A 21,761-nucleotide genomic window follows, 5' to 3' on the forward strand; every position below is an offset into this window, starting at 1 on the left:
TTCTAGTCCTTTTTAATTAAAGTAATTTACGCTTTTTCAGCTTTTAAATCTTCAAATTTTAAAATTGGTTTACGTGCCGCTGTCGTCTCATCAAGACGATCGATAATTGTTGTATGAGGTGCTTCTAGCACTTTATCTGGATCTTCCTCTGCTTCTTTAGCAATTTGTAATAACGCATCACAGAAGTAATCTAAAGTTTCTTTAGATTCCGTTTCAGTAGGCTCAATCATCATACCTTCTTCAACGTTTAATGGGAAATAAACTGTTGGTGGATGTACACCAAAGTCTAATAAACGTTTCGCCATATCTAACGTACGCACACCCAATTTTTTCTGTTTAGATCCACTTAAAACAAATTCATGCTTACAGTATTGATCAAATGGAATAATAAATGCATCTTTTAAACGCGCTTTAATATAGTTCGCATTGAGTACAGCTGCTTCAGATACTTCTTTCAAACCTTTGTATCCCATAGTGCGGATATAAGTGTACGCACGTAAATAGATACCGAAGTTACCGTAGAATGGTTTGACACGTCCGATAGAATGTTCAATGTCATTATCATACACAAAACGATCGCCATCTTTTACAACAAGTGGTTTTGGTAAGAATTGACGTAATTCTTTCTTAACACCGATTGGGCCTGAACCCGGACCACCACCGCCATGTGGGCCAGTAAATGTTTTGTGTAAGTTAAGGTGAACGGCATCAAAGCCCATGTCACCAGGACGTACTTTATCCATGATGGCGTTTAAGTTGGCACCATCGTAATATAGTAAACCGCCAGCTTCATGTACGATGTCACGAATTTCCATAATATTCGTTTCAAAGATACCAAGTGTATTAGGATTAGTTAACATGATTGCAGCTGTTTTTTCACTAACAAGCTCTTTTAAGTGATCAATGTCTACTTCGCCTTTTTCATTTGATTTAACCGTAACCGCTTTAAAACCAGCAAAATGTGCTGACGCAGGGTTTGTACCATGAGCTGAGTCTGGAACTATCACTTCGTCTCGCTCTACGTCACCATTTTTTAAGTGATATGCTTTGAAAATCATGAGTGCTGTCCATTCACCATGAGCACCAGCAGCAGGTTGAAGTGAAATTTCATCCATTCCTGTAATTTCTTTTAATTCTTCTTGAAGACTGTAAATAATTTCAAGTGAACCTTGAACTTGATCAACATCTTGTAAGGGATGAGATTCAGTAAAACCGCCTAAACGTGCAACTTTTTCATTGATTTTAGGGTTATATTTCATCGTACATGAGCCGAGTGGATAGAAACCATTATCTACACCAAAGTTTTTATTAGACAATTCGGTATAGTGACGAACGAGGTCAAGTTCTGCTACTTCTGGAAATTCTGCTTTGTTTTTACGAATGAATTTTTGATCTAAAATTTTCTCTGCTACACCGTTGTTGATTTCTTTTGGTGGTAATGAATATGCAAATCTTCCTTCTTTAGAGCGTTCGAAAATTAATGGACTTGATTTACTTACCATTGAGCTCACCTGCTTTCTTAACAAATGTATCAATTTCATCTTTAGTACGTAATTCAGTTACGGCTACTAACATATGGTTTTCAAATTGCGCATCTACAACGCCTAAATCAAAACCACCGATGAAGCCTTCATCTAATAACTTTCTATTAATTTCTTCAATAGGTTGATTGAATTTAACAACGAACTCGTTGTAAGATGTGCCGTCTAGGACGTCAAACCCATTTTCTTTGAATTGGTCTTTGGCATAGTTTGCATTTTCAATATTTTGAATCGCTATGTCTTGAAGACCTTGTTTACCTAAAGCTGACATTGCAATTGAAGAAGCAAGTGCATTTAAAGCTTGGTTAGAACAAATATTTGAAGTCGCAGTTTCACGACGAATATGTTGTTCGCGAGCTTGTAAAGTTAAAACAAAACCTCTGTTACCATGGTCATCTTGTGTTTGCCCAACTAAACGACCAGGAATTTTACGCATTAGTTTTTTTGTAGTTGCGAAATAACCGCAGTGTGGGCCACCAAATTGAGAAGGAATACCAAATACTTGCGTATCACCCACAACGATATCAGCACCAAACTCACCTGGAGGTGTAAGCAATCCTAAAGCTAAAGGATTCGCGTATACGATAAATAATGCTTTTGTTCCTTCGATAAATGATTTAATTTGTTCTAAATCTTCTATCGATCCATAGAAGTTTGGATATTGAACAGCAACTGCAGCTGTATCTTCATCAACAACTTCTTTAAGTTTAGATAAATCAGTTATCGTACCATCTAAATCAACTTCAACGACTTCATATTGCTCGCGTATATTTGAATACGTGTGTAAAACTTGTAATGCTTGATAGTGCATACCTTTAGAAACAACGAGTTTTCTTTTTTTCGTTTTATCCCAAGCTAAAATACAAGCTTCAGCAAAACTAGTAATACCGTCATACATAGAAGAGTTAGCAACATCCATGCCTGTTAATTCACAAATCATCGTTTGGAATTCAAAAATAGCTTGTAATTCCCCTTGTGAAATTTCAGGTTGATATGGTGTATATGCAGTATAAAACTCTGAACGAGAAATCATTGCGTCAACTACTGATGGCGTATAATGATCATATACACCTGCACCTAAGAAACTTGTATGTGTTTCTTTAGTGATGTTTTTATTCGCAACTCGATTCAAACGTTTTAAAAGTTGTGTTTCAGGCTCTGCATCAGCAATGTTTAAATCTCTGTCTAAATAGACGTTTTTTGGAACATCTCCAAATAATTCCGAAATAGAATTAACGCCGATGGTATCTAACATTTCTTTTCTGTCTTTTTCAGTTAATGGTATATAACGATGACTCAATGTCTCCACCCCTATTTTTCAATTTGGTTTTTCTTAACGATTTTTGCTTTTACTTCGCGTTTACGCACTTGAACAGTAAGTTCTTTCCCCATCTCAAATTCACTACGTTCAATAAGACCTAAGCCGATAGAATGACCTGTTGAAGGTGATTGAGTACCAGATGTAACGATGCCAATTTCTTTACCCTCCGAATTTAAAATGGCATAACCAGTACGTGGGATACCTTTATCAATCATTCTTAAACCGACAGTACGACGTGGTGCCCCATTTTCTTTTTGTTCTTTTAAAACGGTTTTACCTATAAAATCGTCTTCGATTAATGGTTTAACAGCAAATGCAATTCCACCTTCATAAGGGGTAATATCTTCTGTTAAATCTTGACCATGTAATGGGAGACCAGCTTCTAAGCGTAATGTGTCACGAGCACCTAATCCACATGGCGTAACTGCTTCTTTAAGAAGTTCTTCCCATAAAGTTGTTGTATCTTCAGCTTTACAATAAATTTCAAAACCATCTTCACCCGTATATCCAGACTGAGACAGAATGACATTTTTACCAAATAAGTCAACGTTTTGTTTGAATTCAAACATTTTCATTTGACTTAAATCTTCAGATACATGTTTTTGTACGATTTCGCGTGCATGTGGACCTTGAATAGCTAGTTGTCCATATTGGTCAGAAACGTTTTGAACAGTAGCATCAAATGCATCTGCATGTTTTTGAATCCAATTGAAGTCTTTTTCTGTATTTGCAGCATTTACAACGAGTAAATATTTGTTGTCAGCCAATTTATAAGCAACTAAATCGTCGATAACGCCACCTTTTTCATTACATAATGTTGTATAGTGTGCGTTTTGTGTAGTGAGTAATGTCACATCATTAGTTAAAACATATTGAACTAATGCTTCTGCTTGCTTACCTTCAACTAAAATTTCCCCCATATGGCTTACATCAAATAAGCCAGCAGCTGAACGTACAGCATTATGTTCCTCTTTGATACTCGAAAATTGGACAGGCATTGCCCAACCACCAAATTCTACAATTTTCGCACCTGCATCAACATAATGTTGATATAATGGTGTCTGTTTTAAATTTTCCACCATGATACACCCTCCTCTTAATAATGAAAAAACAGGGAAGTAAAGTTACTTCCCTGTTGCGATACCTTCAGGAATGCGTCACAATATTATCCTTTTGCCTGAGAGATTCGTAAATAAATACTTGCTCCTTCGGCGATGGTATAAACCATTCTCTCTAATATTGATCATTCGCAAGTAGTGCTTGATATATTTCATTAAGAATTTCACTTGACTTATTATCAGTATTCACCTTAATGAATGCGATTTCATTATATCTTGAAATACGACTTAAATACAAGTTTTTTAAATTTGAAAACGATTTATTATGCGCATTTGGACGATTTTCATCATTTTCGATTCTTTCATGTAAAACTTCAAAAGGTGCATCTAACCATACGACTGTTTCGACATATTGTTTTAATAAATTAAAGCTGTTTTCGTATTCAATGATGCCGCCGCCAGTAGCAATAATCTGAGGTGTAGACATATGGGCGCTCAGCTGTTCAAATTCTAATTTGCGAAACCCTTGTTCTCCAAATGTTTTAAAGATTTGAGGAATCGTTTGTTGAGCGCTTTCTTCAATTTTAGCATCAAGGTCAATGAATGGTAAATTGAATTGTTCAGCTAACATTTTACCAATGGTAGTTTTACCAGACCCCATAAATCCTATTAATATAATAGATTTATTTCGAATGTTCAATATTACTCTTCCTTTCACTGACCAACGTGTCAATCGCTTTGTCATAATAGTCATTTAATGCATCTAATGCATTTAATTTTAAACTAAATACAACCAAATAAAAAGATGTAACGAGTAAATAAATACTGAATAATGCAAAAACAATTGGCAATGTAAAGCCTGACTTACAAAATAACTTCATGAGTACGTGTACCATGTCCTTCTTTATATTTAACCCTCATTATAATATGACGGTCTTCTCGATAAAAATTTAAAGCCAATACATCATTAAACATGGTGATATTCCCTTTATTATTGACTGATTTAACAATTTTAGAATTTTCAAATGAATAAGAAATAGTTTCAACTTTATAAGGAATTGTTAATTTAGATTGATTAACTGAAATAATTTTATGATCTACTGAATGAACGGTTTGACCTATTTCTCTAATCATCATTTCTAAAGTATATGTTCGGTCATGTATAAGTAATGATTTAAATTGAAATAGAACTACAATACAAATAGGCACTAATGTTATTATGATTGAAAATATTGAAAAACCAACTAAGGTTTCGATTAATGTAAATCCTTTACTTTGCGATACAAAGATTTTTATTCGTTTGGGTGTCAGTAATGCAGTACTGTTTCGCAGTTTGTTTATATTCATAATGATTTATTCGTATCAACTCCTCTGTGGGATTATTTTTTAAAATATTATATAACGAGCGTTTGAGTGCCAGTTGGTGTATAGATTGAATGTATGTTGATTGAAGTTGATGAATAAGAGGGATAAAAGAGGAACAAATTAATATAACAATCATCATACTAAAAAGTGACTCTAAAAAGATATAACCCTTTTTATTTTTCGAAAGAGACACGGTATCTCCCCTGTTCGATGTGAAATATAAGCGAAAAATTTGTTTGTTTGTATGAGAAAAAAAGAGTGCCAAATTTTGAGATCTTTCCATTTGAACTAAAATTTAAATAGTCTAGATTTGAACGATGGCTTAAAATAAGTGGTTTAAGTGAAACATATGTGGGTGCATTATCACCAATTTTTACTTTAATATCATTATGATACGGTCTGAATAGTAATAATACAGGTTGCTCTTTCTTTATAGCTAAAGATTGATAAAAATCGATTCTACTTGTTAATAAAGCGATTTGTGCATCTAAATCTGATGGTTGATTATTATTCGAATGTTGAACTACTGTCAAAAAAATCACTGTAGATATTATAGATAGAACGAGCATAGTTTCAATTAATGTAAAGGCGTGTTTACGATGCAATAGCCTCGCCACCACGGATTGTGATGCTTTCACCACTTTTACAATTCTTTTGATTCTCCTTAATATAACCTTCTTGAACAAGTTCTTCTATAGTTGCTGGTTTACGATTGTATTTTAATGTATATGCTTCTATTTGACTGTCAACAAGTTTAAGTTGTGCAGCACATCCTGTTTTTTGAATGTGTTCAGATTGTTTAGCTATGTTTGGGATAATTAAAATTAATAAAACGCTAATAATCAGTAATACAAGCAACATTTCAATTAGCGTGAATCCTTTTTTATTTTTTAGCATGTGAATCATTCTTAACATTATAAATCCTCCTAATTTTGAATGGTTTGCATCATATTAAATATAGGTAACATCATGACTAAGTAGACAGATAAAATCAGTAAACCAATGAGCCCGAACATGACAGGTTGAATATAGCTAATGTGTTTTTTTATAAAAGATTCAATGTGATCCATAAGGAATTGTGAATATACTAATAATTCTATATCTAATTTGTCGCGTTTTTCTCCTTGTTCAATATATGAAATAAATTGGGCTTCAAAACATTGAAATTGACGCATGATTTCAGAAAGTGTGCTCCCATTTTGCAAAGAAGTAGATATAGTAGCGCCTAAATATTGGAGGAAACGATTTTCTTTTTGTTGACTATAAATATAAACAATTTGATTAAATGTAATACCATTTTTGAAAAATAAAGCGAATTGATTCGTAATTTGGTACGTTATAAATAAACGGTAATATTTATGGAATATTGGGAGGTGTGATAAAATTTGAATTTGTTTGGAGATCGTTAGTTTGCTAAGCCATTGTTTAAATAAATAATAAGCAGTAGTGATCATCAATAGTAGTATTATAAATATATAAGGTAAGTACTCAATACTTTTTCTTAAAATAAATTGAAGTACGTCTTCTTTTAAATCCATAGATTGATACATAGATTGAAATTCAGGCATCACTGTCTGATTCAAAATTACAATTAACACCATAAAAATAGTAAGTAAAATGACGGGATACTGAATGCTTTTATAAAATTGTTTCATTAAAATTTGGTTTTGTTTATAGTACGCGTGGCACTGTTTTAACGTGTTTTGAAGCGCACTGTATTGCTCCGCGAAATAAAGTTGCATTAGAATTGTTTCTGGGTATTTCAAGAACTTGAATAAATCATAACACGTACTTCCTCGTTGCAATAACTGATTGAATTGCTTATTAATCAATGCATTTTTAATATTAAGTTGACCATAGAGAAAATTCATGGCTTCGACTAAAGTAAACCCATGTTCAAGTAGTGCATATAAACGTAACATTAGAGTGAGATGGTGTTTTTTTATTTGCCGCATATTAACTCTATTTTTGATATTTTCTAAGTGTGTGCGCATCTATCTCTCCTTTCTTTTGTAAATCATTAAGTTTGTCATTTAGACTTTTAAAATTTTTAGGAAGTAAAAAATTATGGTTTAAAAAGTATTGAATATCTTCTTGAGACATTAACTCGTAGACTAAGCGTCTTGAATGATTATTAGTTGTAATTAACCTTTGATTTACAATTAAGTTGAGTGCCTGAATTAAATCTTGTTTAGTTATCCCCATTTCGATTAGTCGTAACAACACACCTTGACAATCATTTGCATGAATGGTCGATAAAACTAAGTGTCCGCTTAAACTTGCTTGAATCACTTCCTTAGCAATTAATCCATCTCTAATTTCACCAATCAAGATAACGTCGGGATCGCAACGTAAAATAGCCTTTAATGAGTTGCCATATGTGATATCAGCTTTTTCATTTACTGAAATCTGAGTTACACCATTTAGCAATTGTTCGACAGGATCTTCGATAGTAATGATATTTAAATTGAGTTTTTCTTTTGCATAAACCACCATTTGGTACATTAATGTACTCTTGCCAGCACCAGTAGGACCACTAAATAAAATTAAACCTTGTTTCTTTTCCATAATTCTTTGTATATCATGTGCAGTTTGGTTGAAATCTGCTTGAAAAAGTTGAGGTGTGATACGAATCACGCAACTTTCAGAACCTAAATTTAGAGGTAGAGTTGATACACGTAAATAGTATAAAGTCTCAAATTCGTAAATGTAACGACCGCTTTGTGCTTTATGTCTTGAGGAAACATCAAGGCCTGCTTTGAATTTTAATAATGTTAACAATTTTTGATACGTTTCTAAATTTAATGTGTCAAAACATTGCAAATGATCTTTAACTCTTAGCTTGACCTCTACTTGTGATGAATTAGGGATAAAATGGATATCAGACGCCTCATGTTTAATAGCATATTGAACAACATGATCAATTAATAGTTGCATTAAAAATCACCTCTCACATATATACACGTAAGAGGTGATGTATTTACTTTTTTTGTTTATCCGTTTAAAAATGGATTCATAAATTCATTTTCGATTGTTGTGCTTGGTCCGTGACCAGGATAAATCGGCATCGTTTCATCTAACTCGAAAAGTTTATCTTTAATTGAGTCTATCAATGTTTCAAGGTCTCCTTGATATAAATCAGTACGGCCAATACCATTATTGAAAAGTGTATCACCTACTACAGCGAAATCCTTAAATACATAAGACAAGCTACCTGGAGAATGGCCTGGTGTATAAAGTACACTGATATCAAATCCGTGTAATTGAATATCTCCTTCGTCAATGAATTGAGGTTTTGCCTGACTAGTAATGATTGGAAGACCCAATTCTTGAAATTTCTGTGAACCATTTTTAGCTGGGTTTGTAAGAAAATCATGCTCGTTTTTATGCATATATACTGGAACAGGATATACATTTAATACATCATCCAATGCCGCGATATGATCAAAGTGTGCATGTGTAAGTAATATCGCTTTTAGAGGTTTGTTCATAGATTTTATTTTATCTAAAATTTTATGAGATTCACCAGCTGGATCAATGATTAACAAAGCGTCCTCATTTGTTACGAAATACGTGTTTGTACTTACAAAACCTAATGGCAAATATGAAATTTCCATAATTAAAACTCCTCTTAAGATAAATGTTTTTCTACTGACGTTAATTTGTCATTCATTTTACGTTGTTTATCACGTCTATCATCAATTCGAATATTCGTGCAAACGCGGTCTAACCCTTTATTGAACGGTAATTCATGAATCACTTTAACGACATTGAGTAAATCTTCAAGGTCCCCTTCGATAAGTGTATTCATAGGTGTAAGTTGGTAATCAATTTTACCTTGTTTTTTAAACTTTTCTAATTCGATTTGAATTTCTGCAATATATTTACTTACACTAGGCCCATCCGTACCTACTGGAATGACAACAACGTCTACTATAACCATTTAAATACGCTCCTTTTCGATGACATAGGTTTTAATCAATCCTGCTGCACCGGTAATGCCAGCATCATTTCCTAATTCAGCTCGAACAATTTCGGTGTTTTCTTGTGCAGGTGTAAATGTAAGATGGCGATATTCTGTTTTAATATTTTCAACTAAAATATCACCAGCCTCGGACATACCTCCTCCTAAAATGATGTATTTAGGATTTGTTGTTACGCTAATAATACTCGCTAAATAAGCAATGTGATGTGCGACGCGTTCTGTTATAAATATACAGAATTGATCTCCTTTTTTAGCTGCATCAAATACTGCCTTAGCAGTCACTTTATTTTCTTTGATGAGATGCAGAATGGATGATTTAAAAGTGAGTTTAGGGTAATAAAAATTAACTAAATTCACAACACCAGTAGCTGATGCAACGGTTTCAATACATCCAGATTTACCACAATTACATTTAAAGCGTTGATCGTGATCGACACGAATGTGTCCTAATTCCGCTCCGGAGCCGTTATGTCCATGTACGATTTCACCATTCGAAATGATGCCTCCGCCAAGGCCTGTTCCTAATGTGATAGCAACAACATCATCTGCTTGCTTACCTGCCCCATTGTGTTTCTCCCCTAGCGCCGCTACATTAGCATCATTGTCGACAAAAACAGGGAAATCTACAAACTCAGACATTATCGCATGCACATTGACTTTTCCCGGCCAGTTCAAATTGACAGCCCCATGAATAATACCTGTTTCGAAATCAACTGGACCAGGTATACCGATACCCATGCCAATAATGCGCGTCATATCATAATTAAGAGATTTGCATTTTTCCACAAACGCGTTATAAATTTGTTCAAGAAGTATACGTCCTGTAGGATCTGAAATATCTGTTTCTATAGACCATTTTGTGAGACGTTCTAATTGATCACTAAAAATGCCTAACTTACAAGTTGTACCGCCTACATCGGCTGCTAAAATTAAATCTTTTTTCATCCACGTTTCATCCTTCTTTGATTAATTAACAATTTTGATTGCATGAACGTTTCATTATTGATCAGTCCATGTTTATAAAGCGTTCTAATCTCTTGCTCTATCATCTCTAGCATATCACCTTCATCGTCAAAGTAAACAATGAAACCAAATTGTTTTAATAATTGTAATACATCATAAAATGTACGGAGGTTTGTCTGCATGTTAATCATCCAGTTCTTTTTTTAAATTAATTGCATTCTTGTTTTGGGGATCGACCTCCAAAACTTTTTTTATAAATTTTTTTGCACTTTTATTATCTCCTAAAGAGCGATTCGCAATCGCCATTTGATAATTTAATAATGGTGAATCTGGAAAAATTCGTAATCCTCTTTCCCATTCAGCAATTGCTTCAGCTTTAGAATTTTTTGCTGCTATAACAAAGCCTGAAAGATAATATGTTTCGTCATTAGCATAGTCTTTTTTTACAGTTTCTCTAATCATGTGTTTCGCTTCTGAAAAATGACCCTCATTCATTTGTTTTTGAATAATCTTATTATAGATATTGACATCTTCTATTAAAAATATACGCACTAACAAGCCGATGATTAAAACGGATGTAACGATAATGAGAATATGAAATCCTTTTTTAAAAGTCTTATAAAAATAACCAATATAAACGATTAAACCACCTGCAAATAATCCACCTAGATGTGCGATAATATTGACATTATTCATAAATAAAGAAATGACTGCCATAATAAGTGTAGCAATAATAATTTGAAGCATCATTTTCTGAGTGAATTTTTTACTAATAAGCATCATGGCTACAATGGCACCTAATAAGCCAAATATTGCGCCACTTGCACCTAAAGAAATATTGTCATTTAAAAATGCAAGAGAGAAAAGGTTTCCCATTATACCTGAAAATAGATATATGACTAACATTTGCCAACGTCCTACTAAAGATTCAACAATCTTACCGAATATGAATAGTGATAACATATTGAATAGTAAGTGTTCAAAATTTAAATGTAAAAATATGGATGAAACCAATCTATAGATTTCCCCATGTACAAAATTAAAATGAGACAAAGCACCGACATTAATAATTTCTAAATCAGTACGATGTGGCAAAAATAATAAAATGGTAAGCCAAACGATGACGTTAGTTGCAATTAAAGCATAAGTTATGGGTGCAAATTGATACATCGCATGTTCGACAGGATTTTGGTTTAACGTACGTTGCTTGTAATATGTACTGGATTTTGTATCTTTATTAGTGAGTTCTCTTTTTAATAAAGGATGTTTAATCTTGTTTATAAAAGTTTTACGTGATTCAATATGATGGAATTTTATTTTGATTGGATGATGTTCAGTAAAATGTTGAACATCTATGTTTTTATCATTAAAAACATAAACATCATATTTACGCACGTCAAATGATAAAAATGCGTCAATATCTTCTTTGTGTTCCTTTAATCTTTCGTGTGTAAATCCGAGTTCTTGAGAAGTAAACTCACCAAATTTAAAGATAACGATGTGATGTTTTTTTTGATTTGAGAGCCATATTTCACTTTTCTCTTTATCAAAATGAACACATTTATAATTATAATATTTTATCCACAAATAAGCGGATTTCCATTGAAATTTTTCATCAATCATATCGTGCCTCCAAAGTGCTATGTTTTAGCAATAATTAGTTCTTGTACGGGATAGTCATGAGGCTCAACCGGTATTTGATCTGATAATTGTATGTCATAAACGAGACTAATAGTACTAGGTTGATATTGAGATAAGAATTGATCGAAATATCCACCGCCGTATCCAATACGATACCCTGCGTGATTAAATATAACACCGGGCACCACGACCAGATCTAAATCATTTTTAACTGGCGTATCAGCATTTACATATCGAATGGATTTTTCATCAACAGCCACTTGATTTAAATCTTCTAATTGCTGAAATTGCATGATGTGTTTATCGTAATTTGTAGAAGGTACATAAACTGATTTATGATGGTCAAGTGCATACTGTATAATTGGGTCTGTTTGAACTTCATGAGGCATGGATAACACGATACCAATATGTTGCGCATTTACGAACTTTTCATGTTCAATTAATTGTTTAAATAAAAAATGGTCCGCTTTAGTTTTAACCCTTTCATTCAACCCACGCATTAATGCAAGTGTAGATTTGCGCATTTCTTTCTTACTCATTCTATCCCCTCCTCTTAAATCTATGTATATTATAGCGTGCTCAATTACTTATGTCATGAAAATCAAGTTAAAAAAATGGCCAGAACACATTGTGCTCTAGCCCAAGAATAAACTATTTAGTTTCACGATGTAATGTATGTTTGTTTTCACGTGTACAGAATTTTTTCATTTCAATACGTTCAGGATTTGTTCGTTTGTTTTTAGTAGAAATGTAGTTACGATCTCCACATTCTGTACAAGCAAGAGTTACGTTAACACGCATATGAACCCTCCTCATCTTTCTTAAAATACGACTTTATTATCATACCATCTTCGTACTTAATTGGGAAGAGTTAATTATCGTAAGATTCGTATCTTTCGCCTGTAATAAAATAATAAATATGTTCAGAAATATTGACAATGTGATCGCCTATACGTTCCAAATATCTTGCTACTAAATGGGCTTGACCTGAAACAAAAGGATCATTATCTATTAAATATGTTGAGTTGACGATTTGTTTGTATAAATCATCAATATCATGATCACGATCAATAATTTCCTTCACAAGCTCTAAATCATCATTTTTTGCCGCATCATTTAAATCTTTTAACATTAATAATGCTAATCTTCCCATCGTTTCTAAGCGCATCACTAAATATTTATCAGTAAATTTAGCTCGCGTTCGAATTTTAGCAATATTGGCGGCGTTATCTGCCATTCTTTCAAATTCAGAGGCAATCTTCAATGTAGACATCATTAAACGTAAGTCTTTAGCCATAGGCTGTTGTTTCGTAATGAGCATTACAACTTTTTCATTTATATCAAACTCTAATCTATTAATTTTTTTATCCTTATTAATAATTTCACGTGCATGTGTAATTTGGCTATCCGTCAGAACACGAATGGATTGATCAATCATTGAATACGTCTGAAGGCCAAGTGTACGAATATCTTTAAATAATTCATTTAACTGACCTTCATATCTTTTTCTAATCACCATAATATTAACCAAAACGCCCTGAAATGTAATCTTCAGTTTGTTTATCTGAAGGATTAGAAAAAATCTTGTCAGTATCGTCGTATTCATTGACGTAGCCATTTAAAAAGAATGCAGTTTTATCAGACACGCGTGCAGCTTGTTGCATGTTATGCGTAACGATAATAATTGAATAATCTTTCTTCAAATCTTGAACTAGTTCTTCAACACGTAATGTTGATATAGGATCTAAGGCTGATGTAGGCTCATCCATTAAGATAACATCTGGTTCAATTGCAAGACAACGTGCGATACAAACACGCTGTTGTTGGCCCCCAGATAAACCGTATGCATTTTGATTTAAACGATCTTTCAATTCATCCCAAATAGCAGCGCCACGCAGTGATTTTTCTACAATTTCGTCTAAAACTTTTTTATCTTTAATCCCATGGATTCTTGGTCCATAAGTGATGTTATCATAAATGGATTTAGGAAATGGATTAGGTTGTTGAAAAACCATACCTACATTCGTACGTAACTTTTCAACTGGATAATTTTTATCAAAAATATTCTGATCACGGTATAAAATTTTTCCGGATGTTTTCACGCTAGGAACAAGCTCTACCATTCTATTTAATGCTTTTACATATGTTGATTTACCTGATCCTGAAGGTCCAATGATTGCAGTGACATTTTTCTCTAGTATATCTAAATTAACATTTTTTAATGAATGTTGTTCACCATACCATAAATCTAAATTTTGAGTAGAATAAACAACTCGACGTTGATTATTATCTGAATGATTATGATGAGCTTGACCTACGGCAGTAAAAGGTGTGTTTGCGTGTTCATTTACTTTTTTAGTATGTTTTTCTAGTTCTTTTATATTATTCATAAGAAACCCTCTTTTCACTCTCACTACTTAAGTTAATATTTCTTTGAAAATTTGTTGCGAATTAAAACTGCGATAGTATTTAAAATGAGTAAAATTAACAATAATACAATAATTGCGGCTGATGATAAAGCTTGAAAATCTAAACCAGGTTTTCTTGCCCAATCATAAATTTGTAACGGTAATGTTTGGAATGAATCTAAAATACTATTTGGCGTACGTAGTAGAATGGTTGGTATACCAATTGCTACTAAAGGTGCTGTTTCACCAATGGCACGTGAAATGGCTAAAATAACACCTGTTACAATACCAGGAATTGCTGCTGGTAATACTACGTTTTTAATGGTTTGCCATTTATTGGCGCCAAGCCCATATGATGCTTCCTTTACTGAATTCGGCACCGCACGTATAGCTTCTTGGCTTGCAACGATAATGACTGGCAATATGAGTAAAGCCAATGTTAATGCAGCAGCAATGACTGAGTTACCTAATTTTAATAAACCTACAAATATCGTTGCACCTAACAATCCATATACAATCGATGGGACAGACGCTAAATTGGAAATGTTAATTTTAACGAACTTTGTAAATGCATTATCTTTAGCATATTCTTCAAGATAAATCGCGCTTCCGACGCCTAAAACTAAAGCGATTGGAATGAGCGTCATCATTAACCATAATGTTCCAATCAATGCCCCTTTAACCCCTGCTGTGCTCGCAGATGAACTTGAAAAATTAGAGAAAAAGTCTGTGGACATTAATGGAAGTCCTTTTCTTAAAATGTCTACAATCAAGATTGTTAAAACTACTAAACCAATCAATGTACAAATCAAGAACAAAGCTTTAAAAACTTTATTTTTAGTCATTCGGCCAGAGAGTTTTTTCTCTACTGAAGCTTGGTCGATTAAATTCATTTTAATACTCCTCTCTGAAACGTTTCGTAATCCATTGAGAAATAAAGTTCATAATCAATGTAAAGATAAATAGTGTGAAACCAACAGCGTAAATACTGTAATAAAGATCAGAACCATTCGTAGCATCACCTTGTGACACCTGTACGATATACGCAGTCATCGTTTGAATGGAATGTGTTAAATCAAGATCAAATGATGGACTAGAACCTCCTGCTAAAGACACAATCATTGTTTCACCAATGGCACGAGATATTGCTAATACAATAGATGCCATAATACCAGAAGTGGCTGCAGGAATAATCACTTTAAAAATCATTTCAAGCTTGGTTGATCCTAATCCTAACGCCCCTTCACGAATTTTATTAGGTACGGACGACATCGCATCTTCACTCATACTCGCTATCATTGGAATGATCATAACGCCAACAACCAAACCAGGACTAATGGCGTTAAAACTCGATATACTTGGAAAGATTGATCTTAAAATGGGTGTGACAAGTGTTAAGGCAAAAAAACCATAAACTATTGTTGGAATCCCTGCTAGAATTTCAAGAATTGGTTTAATTACTTTTTTAGTGCGTTTAGATGCATATTCACTTAAATATATGGCTGCACCTAAACCAACAGGAACTGCAAAAATCGTAGCTATCGCTGTAATTTTTAACGTACCTAATATGAGTGCCCAAATACCGTACTTTGGATTGGAACTAAAAGGATTCCAATCGGTTTCTAAAAAGAATTTAGACATTGGAACTTTAGTGAAAAATGTGATTGTTTCAGTTAATAATGTCACTACAATACCAATTGTTGTTAAGATAGAAATGGTTGCAATTGCGGCTAAAATAATAGGCATAATTTTATCACTTTTAGATGATCCAACGTTACTTTTATTTTGAATCATTTCACGAACATTATGCTGTGATTTCATACATGTATGCTCCTTTACTTAAAAAAGGGACTTAGAAAATCAAGTCCCTTTCATTCCCTTTAATTCATATCAATGCTTGAACTATTTTTCGCTTTTACCAGTAATTTTTTCTAATTTTGAAAGTTGATCTTTGTAGTCTTTTTCAGGTAATGCTACATAATCAACACCTTTAGCTTCGGCAGCTTTCCCTTTGTTATCTAAAGTGAATTTCATGAACTCTGCGAATGCTTTATTGTCTTTTAATTTTTTATTATTTGCATAGATGAATAACGGACGACTTAATGCGTATGAACCATCTTGAATTGTTTTGGCATCTGGTTCAATTGCTTTTCCATCTTTGCCTTTAATTTTAACGGCTTTTAAGTTATCTTGATTTTCTTTATAGAAGTTATAAGCGAAGAATCCGATACCCTCTTTATTGTCTTGTACCGATTTAACAATAACATCTGTATTTTGGTTTTTCTCTGCTTTGATGTCTTGTTTATTCATTACTTCTTCACTAAAGAAATCATACGTACCGTGTGATTGGTCTGGTGAAAAAGCTTTAATAGGTTTTTTAGGATACTTTGGATTTACATCTGACCAGTTTTTCGCTTGTCCAGAATAGATTTTCTTTAAATCGTCTAAAGAGAGTTCCTTAACAAAATCATTATCTTTATTAACTGCAATTGTTAAACCGTCTTTAGCGATTTCAAATTCTGTATAGTCAATTTTTTTATCTTTCAATTGTTGTTTCTCTTCATCTTTAATTGGACGAGATGCATTAGAGAAATCTGTTTTACCTGCGATAAATTGTTTGAATCCATCACCTGTCCCTGAAGTCACATTTTCAACGGTAGCTTTATTGTATTGTTTAGAAAATTCTTCATTTAACTTTTCAATAATTGGTGCAACTGTTGATGAGCCATTCCCTTTTACAGTACCCTCAACATTTGTATTTTCTCCTTTATTCCCACTATCTCCACCTTGTTGTCCAGCGCCTCCGCAAGCACCTAATAATAATGATGCACCTACGACTGTAGTACCTAATACTTGCCATTTCTTCATTGAAACATCCTCCTAGTAATAGAAATCACTACTTTTAATTACATTCTTAGCATACTAAGTAATTGTTAACCTTCAATAAATTGAATGTAAATTTTGTGTTAATATTAAGAAATTGTGGAGATGTACAATAAATGCAAAAAAACACACATCATTTTGATGTGTGTTTAAAAAAGATTGTTTTAATGTGAATTACATTAACCGAAAAAGTAATTAATAACGTCTCTACCTAAATCGCCACCATTAAGCCATGGTTCAGGAACAGGTTGGTTCGTATAAACAATTGAAAAAGAGAGTTTAGGGTCATTTGCTGGTGCATAACCTACATAGGTAGAGTTAACTCTTGGCTCACCATCTTGAAAAACTTCGGCAGTACCTGTTTTTCCTGCGGTACGTACTTTGGTTTTACTAAAGCTTGCATAACCCGTTCCCTTCTCTTTATTAAACGCCATATCGAACCCTTTTTGAACTTGATGAATTTCCTCAAGTGTATTGTTAATACGATTTAAAACTCGACCCTGGATAGACTTTTTAATAGGACCCAATTCATCATCGCGTGTTGCGTGACGTATTTCCTTAGCGATATGTGGTTGGATTCTCACACCATTATTAGCAATTGTTGAAACATATTGTGATAACTGAATTGGTGAATACGTATCATATTGACCAATTGCTAAGTCTAAATAATTACCAGGATTATCTTTCAAAGGTTCAATTTGTCCTGTAACTTCATTAGGTAAGTCGATACCTGTTTTAACGCCTAATCCTACTTGATTAAGACCTTTTCGTAATTTTTGACCAGGCACTGTAACGTCATTTGGAAGTGCCATATTATTTGAATAATCTAATCCTGCCATTTTCAAGGCAGTTTTAAACATATAGACGTTTGATGAATGCATTAAAGCTTCACTATCTGAAATGCGTATTTGACTATTTTTATTAAAATAAGAACGTTTTGTTCCACCATCTTGGAAATGTAGAGGTTCATCGACCATTTCTTGACCGACTTTAATAGCGTTATTTTGATAACCAGCTAATAAAGTGCCACCTTTCACTGAAGACCCTACAGCATATTGTGTTGTAAATGTACCGATATCAAAATCAGTAAGTTCACCATTTTTATCGATCTTTTTGCCTACCATAGCGAGGATATCGCCATTGCGTGGATCTTGGACAACCATCATAGCACTATCCATATCTTTAGCACCTTCTGACCGTAATTTAGAAATTTGCTTTTCTAAATAGGATTCCGCTTTTTGTTGTAAATGGATATCAATCGTTAGTACTAAATCATCACCACGTGCGCCATCGTTAATCACTTTTGAATCAATCACTTCACCTGACTTGTCAGTCGTATATTGAATTTCTTTTTTCTCACCTCGTAATACATTTTCATATTGTCGTTCGAGGTACGATTTTCCAACACGGTCATTTCTAGAGTATCCTTTAGATAGGTAGTCGTCTGTTAATTCTTTAGGTAAACCTTCTTCAGACGTCGATACTTGTCCTAGAATTCCTCTCAACGTGTTGCCATATGGATATTTACGGTCCCAATCCATTGTTGTATTGATGCCAGGTAAATCTGATAGCTGTTGAGATACTGCGGCATATTCATCGTCTGATACATTATCTTTTTTAACCGTTCTAGGGCTCAAAGTTGTACCCTGAGACATCTCGCGGTATATCGCTAACACTTGCATATCCTTATTAGACAATTGGTTTAAATCTTTATCAGTGAGCTTATTTCTTAAAGATTCATCAAAATCATCTTGAGAAATGTCGCCACTTTCTAGCATGGATTGTTCTTTTTTCATTAAACTTTTAACTTTGTCAGGATATTTTAAAATCCAATAATCTTGCTTATCGCGTTTAGTGATACGATCTGTTTTCATAGAAATAATATTCGCAAGCTTTTTTGCTGTGCTTAAAATTTCTTTTTGACTCGTATTTTTACCTCGAGTATATGTAATTGCTTTTTTAGATGCGTTATCAACAATAACATTGCCATTTCGATCTAAAATTCGGCCGCGCGGTGCAGATTCATTTACTGTAACATTCTCACTTTCACGTATCATTTGATTGAAGTGTGCCCCTTGAGCAATTTGCAAATAACCTAATCTTAGTACGATTAAGACAAATGCTAAAATGATCACAATAAATATGAAATTAATACGAAGATCCATTGTTTGACGCATTTTTTCATCATTAGTTTTTTCTTTTAATCGTTTTAACAACACAACCTACCTCTATTCCGTCATACTACTAAAAATGATATATGAAAATGATGAATTTTGCTAATGTTTTATGAGTAAATATTGACTAAAGACGTTTTACTAATGATACTTTAGAATCTCCTATGACATGTAACCATATTCCATCAACATTTATTTATAAAAAGAAAGGTCGAGACAAAATCACGTCTCGACCTTAAGCATATTTAAAATAATTAATGTGAATATTATAGCCATTCTAAAAATCGAAAGGCCTATTAATTAGTATCATTTATAGATTATTTTGCAGCAGCATAAAATTCGTCAACTTTTTCCCAGTTAACTACATTCCAGAATGTACTAATGTAATCTGGACGTTTGTTTTGATATTTGAGGTAATATGCATGTTCCCAAACATCTAAAGCTAAGATAGGTGCTTTACCTTCTGACAATGGACTATCTTGATTCGCTGTTGTAACGATTTCTAATTGACCATTATTAACTACTAACCAAGCCCAACCTGAACCAAATCTAGTAGCTGCTTTATCAGAGAATTCTTTTTTAAAGGCGTCTAAAGAACCCCATTGTTCTTTAATTTTATCTACTACTTCACCTTTTTCTTCAGCTTCAGGTGATAAGAATTGCCAGAATAGAGAGTGGTTAAAGTGACCGCCACCATTATTACGAACAGCAGTCTTTTTATCTTCTGGTAATTGATCTACGTTAGCAATAAGTTCTTCAATAGATTTATTTTCTAACTCTGTCCCTTTAACTGCATCATTTAATTTTGTTACATAAGTATTATGATGTTTGCTATGGTGAATTTCCATAGTTTCTTTATCAATATGTGGTTCTAATGCGTCATAACCATAAGGTAATTTTGGTAATTCAAAAGCCATAAATAATCATCCTCCTAATTTATGTTCATTTATATTGTAGCAACTAAATGCTCGTAACGACAAAGAATTTGCTTGAATGTATAGTATGATTTTATTTGATTTATTAATATACATACATAAAAATTGTTTATCAATATATAGAATTCAATATAATGGAAACCTCATTACATCTATTAAATATATTGACGATTGTAATCGTATTAAACATTTAACATTTGCGCTATGTGATATTAGTTACAAATTAGTACTTAAGACTGTTTTTTTGTTATTATAATCAAAATTGGTGTGATTGTTTTGAATATGTAAGAGATGGTATTGTATAATAAGTTTAGCATTGAAAAACATGATGTTACGTGCGTTTTCAATTAAATTTAGAGTTTAAAGGAGTTTCTATTCATGTCTGAAATTACACATCGTAAAAATACACGACCTGTAAAAGTGGGTAATTTGACGATTGGTGGATCTGATGAAGTTGTGATTCAAAGTATGACAACAACTAAAACATATGATGTTGAGGCGACAGTAGCTGAGATAAAACGCTTAGAAGAAGCTGGATGCCAAATTGTTCGTGTTGCTTGTCCTAATGAAGAAGACGCGCATGCGATTAAAGATATTAAAGCTCAAATTAACATCCCTCTCGTCGTTGACATACATTTTAATTATAAACTAGCACTCATAGCTATCGAAAATGGTGCAGACAAGATACGTATCAATCCTGGTAATATAGGTCGTCGTGAAAAAGTTGAGGCTGTTGTAGAAGCTTGTAAAGCTAAAGGCATTCCAATTCGTATTGGTGTTAATGCGGGTTCACTTGAAAAACATATTTTAAAGAAATATGGTTACCCGACAGCTGATGGCATGGTTGAAAGTGCATTACATCATATTAAAATTCTTGAAGATTTAGACTTTCATGATATTATTGTTTCAATGAAAGCTAGTGATGTTAATCTTGCTATTGAAGCATATACAAAAGCGGCAAAGGCATTTGATTACCCATTACATTTAGGCATTACAGAAAGTGGTACTTTGTTTAATGGTACGGTCAAATCTTCAGCTGGACTTGGTGCGATTTTGGCATTAGGTATTGGTAATACATGTCGTATATCATTATCAGCGGATCCGGTTGAGGAAGTAAAAGTTGCTAAATCACTTTTAAAAGCATTTGGCCTAGCAAGTAACGCAGCAACATTAATTGCTTGTCCAACATGTGGACGTATTGAAATTGATTTAATTTCAATCGCAAATGAAGTTGAAGATTATATTGAAAAATTAAAAGTGCCTTTAAAGGTAGCTGTGCTTGGTTGTGCTGTTAATGGTCCTGGTGAAGCGCGTGAAGCGGATATAGGCATTGCAGGTGCACGAGGCGAAGGGCTACTATTTATGAAAGGTAAAACTGTAAGAAAAGTACCTGAAGAATCTATGGTCGATGAACTTAAAATAGAAATCGATAAATTAGCAGCAGAATGGGAAAAAAATAAAAAAGAAGAAACTACAACATCATAATA

General features: G+C 33.3%; 25 protein-coding genes and 1 riboswitch. Of the genes, 1 reads left to right on the plus strand and 24 read right to left on the minus strand.

Going from position 1 to position 21,761, the window contains the following annotated elements:
• Positions 1–26: 26 nt before the first annotated feature.
• The 24 genes from gcvPB to G8Y85_RS10785 form a co-directional block, all read right to left on the minus strand.
• Positions 27–1,502, minus strand: coding sequence for an aminomethyl-transferring glycine dehydrogenase subunit GcvPB (gene gcvPB / locus G8Y85_RS10670; RefSeq protein WP_037567698.1), 1,476 nt, complete (start codon positions 1,500–1,502; stop codon positions 27–29).
• The gene (gene gcvPA / locus G8Y85_RS10675) at positions 1,492–2,841 is read right to left on the minus strand and encodes an aminomethyl-transferring glycine dehydrogenase subunit GcvPA (protein ID WP_060551122.1); all 1,350 of its coding nucleotides are present in this window, start codon (positions 2,839–2,841) and stop codon (positions 1,492–1,494) included. The genes gcvPB and gcvPA overlap by 11 nt, the downstream gene beginning before the upstream one ends.
• 11 nt (positions 2,842–2,852) lie before the next feature.
• Positions 2,853–3,944: a glycine cleavage system aminomethyltransferase GcvT gene (gcvT, locus tag G8Y85_RS10680; protein WP_103345370.1), complete on the minus strand. Its 1,092-nt coding sequence runs from the start codon at positions 3,942–3,944 to the stop codon at positions 2,853–2,855.
• Positions 3,945–4,017: 73 nt separating this feature from the next.
• Positions 4,018–4,109: riboswitch (glycine riboswitch) on the minus strand.
• The gene (locus G8Y85_RS10685; protein ID WP_103345373.1) at positions 4,096–4,665 is read right to left on the minus strand and encodes a shikimate kinase; all 570 of its coding nucleotides are present in this window, start codon (positions 4,663–4,665) and stop codon (positions 4,096–4,098) included. Its footprint overlaps the riboswitch before it by 14 nt.
• Positions 4,604–4,801, minus strand: coding sequence for a hypothetical protein (locus tag G8Y85_RS10690; protein ID WP_037567695.1), 198 nt, complete (start codon positions 4,799–4,801; stop codon positions 4,604–4,606). The genes G8Y85_RS10685 and G8Y85_RS10690 overlap by 62 nt, the downstream gene beginning before the upstream one ends.
• Positions 4,785–5,267: a competence type IV pilus minor pilin ComGF gene (locus tag G8Y85_RS10695; RefSeq protein ID WP_105971447.1), complete on the minus strand. Its 483-nt coding sequence runs from the start codon at positions 5,265–5,267 to the stop codon at positions 4,785–4,787. Before G8Y85_RS10695 ends, G8Y85_RS10690 begins: the two co-directional genes overlap by 17 nt.
• 191 nt (positions 5,268–5,458) lie before the next feature.
• Positions 5,459–5,890, minus strand: a complete 432-nt coding sequence (gene comGD, locus G8Y85_RS10700) for a competence type IV pilus minor pilin ComGD (protein WP_225906114.1) — start codon at positions 5,888–5,890, stop codon at positions 5,459–5,461.
• Positions 5,880–6,191 (minus strand): competence type IV pilus major pilin ComGC, encoded by a 312-nt coding sequence (gene comGC, locus G8Y85_RS10705; RefSeq protein WP_060552480.1) that lies wholly within the window; start codon positions 6,189–6,191, stop codon positions 5,880–5,882. The genes comGD and comGC overlap by 11 nt, the downstream gene beginning before the upstream one ends.
• A 20-nt stretch (positions 6,192–6,211) precedes the next feature.
• Positions 6,212–7,207: a competence type IV pilus assembly protein ComGB gene (gene comGB / locus G8Y85_RS10710; RefSeq protein WP_241955603.1), complete on the minus strand. Its 996-nt coding sequence runs from the start codon at positions 7,205–7,207 to the stop codon at positions 6,212–6,214.
• A gap of 40 nt (positions 7,208–7,247) precedes the next feature.
• Positions 7,248–8,222 (minus strand): competence type IV pilus ATPase ComGA, encoded by a 975-nt coding sequence (comGA, locus tag G8Y85_RS10715; protein WP_060551125.1) that lies wholly within the window; start codon positions 8,220–8,222, stop codon positions 7,248–7,250.
• Between the two features lie 56 nt (positions 8,223–8,278).
• Positions 8,279–8,902: an MBL fold metallo-hydrolase gene (locus G8Y85_RS10720; protein ID WP_107368912.1), complete on the minus strand. Its 624-nt coding sequence runs from the start codon at positions 8,900–8,902 to the stop codon at positions 8,279–8,281.
• Positions 8,903–8,916: 14 nt separating this feature from the next.
• Entirely contained in the window at positions 8,917–9,228 is a 312-nt protein-coding gene (locus tag G8Y85_RS10725; protein ID WP_165805810.1) for an MTH1187 family thiamine-binding protein, read from the minus strand.
• On the minus strand, positions 9,229–10,215 hold the full coding sequence (locus G8Y85_RS10730) for an ROK family glucokinase (RefSeq protein ID WP_060551128.1): 987 nt from the start codon (positions 10,213–10,215) through the stop codon (positions 9,229–9,231).
• On the minus strand, positions 10,212–10,415 hold the full coding sequence (locus G8Y85_RS10735; protein ID WP_037567684.1) for a YqgQ family protein: 204 nt from the start codon (positions 10,413–10,415) through the stop codon (positions 10,212–10,214). Before G8Y85_RS10735 ends, G8Y85_RS10730 begins: the two co-directional genes overlap by 4 nt.
• 1 nt (position 10,416) lies before the next feature.
• Positions 10,417–11,856 carry a rhomboid family intramembrane serine protease gene (locus tag G8Y85_RS10740; RefSeq protein WP_060551129.1) on the minus strand — a complete coding sequence of 480 codons (1,440 nt, stop codon included), beginning with the start codon at positions 11,854–11,856 and terminating at the stop codon, positions 10,417–10,419.
• A gap of 17 nt (positions 11,857–11,873) precedes the next feature.
• Positions 11,874–12,413 (minus strand): 5-formyltetrahydrofolate cyclo-ligase, encoded by a 540-nt coding sequence (locus tag G8Y85_RS10745; protein ID WP_060551130.1) that lies wholly within the window; start codon positions 12,411–12,413, stop codon positions 11,874–11,876.
• Between the two features lie 112 nt (positions 12,414–12,525).
• The gene (gene rpmG, locus G8Y85_RS10750; protein WP_256903594.1) at positions 12,526–12,690 is read right to left on the minus strand and encodes a 50S ribosomal protein L33; all 165 of its coding nucleotides are present in this window, start codon (positions 12,688–12,690) and stop codon (positions 12,526–12,528) included.
• 55 nt (positions 12,691–12,745) lie between these two features.
• The gene (phoU, locus tag G8Y85_RS10755; RefSeq protein WP_060552482.1) at positions 12,746–13,396 is read right to left on the minus strand and encodes a phosphate signaling complex protein PhoU; all 651 of its coding nucleotides are present in this window, start codon (positions 13,394–13,396) and stop codon (positions 12,746–12,748) included.
• Between the two features lies 1 nt (position 13,397).
• A complete protein-coding gene (gene pstB, locus G8Y85_RS10760; protein ID WP_165805811.1) occupies positions 13,398–14,264 on the minus strand; it encodes a phosphate ABC transporter ATP-binding protein PstB in 867 nt (288 codons plus the stop codon).
• Between the two features lie 32 nt (positions 14,265–14,296).
• Positions 14,297–15,175 carry a phosphate ABC transporter permease PstA gene (gene pstA / locus G8Y85_RS10765; protein ID WP_037567673.1) on the minus strand — a complete coding sequence of 293 codons (879 nt, stop codon included), beginning with the start codon at positions 15,173–15,175 and terminating at the stop codon, positions 14,297–14,299.
• Between the two features lies 1 nt (position 15,176).
• Entirely contained in the window at positions 15,177–16,103 is a 927-nt protein-coding gene (gene pstC / locus G8Y85_RS10770) for a phosphate ABC transporter permease subunit PstC (RefSeq protein ID WP_165805812.1), read from the minus strand.
• An 81-nt stretch (positions 16,104–16,184) separates the two neighbouring features.
• On the minus strand, positions 16,185–17,150 hold the full coding sequence (locus G8Y85_RS10775; RefSeq protein WP_037567668.1) for a PstS family phosphate ABC transporter substrate-binding protein: 966 nt from the start codon (positions 17,148–17,150) through the stop codon (positions 16,185–16,187).
• A 194-nt stretch (positions 17,151–17,344) separates the two neighbouring features.
• Positions 17,345–19,381 carry a peptidoglycan D,D-transpeptidase FtsI family protein gene (locus tag G8Y85_RS10780; protein WP_165805817.1) on the minus strand — a complete coding sequence of 679 codons (2,037 nt, stop codon included), beginning with the start codon at positions 19,379–19,381 and terminating at the stop codon, positions 17,345–17,347.
• A 275-nt stretch (positions 19,382–19,656) separates the two neighbouring features.
• Positions 19,657–20,256, minus strand: a complete 600-nt coding sequence (locus G8Y85_RS10785) for a superoxide dismutase (RefSeq protein ID WP_165805813.1) — start codon at positions 20,254–20,256, stop codon at positions 19,657–19,659.
• A gap of 396 nt (positions 20,257–20,652) precedes the next feature.
• On the opposite strand from G8Y85_RS10785, the gene ispG reads away from it, so the two are divergent.
• Positions 20,653–21,759, plus strand: coding sequence for a flavodoxin-dependent (E)-4-hydroxy-3-methylbut-2-enyl-diphosphate synthase (ispG, locus tag G8Y85_RS10790; RefSeq protein WP_103345810.1), 1,107 nt, complete (start codon positions 20,653–20,655; stop codon positions 21,757–21,759).
• Positions 21,760–21,761: the final 2 nt, after the last annotated feature.

Source organism: Staphylococcus sp. 11007852 (assembly GCF_011394325.1).
Lineage (GTDB): Bacteria > Bacillota > Bacilli > Staphylococcales > Staphylococcaceae > Staphylococcus > Staphylococcus agnetis.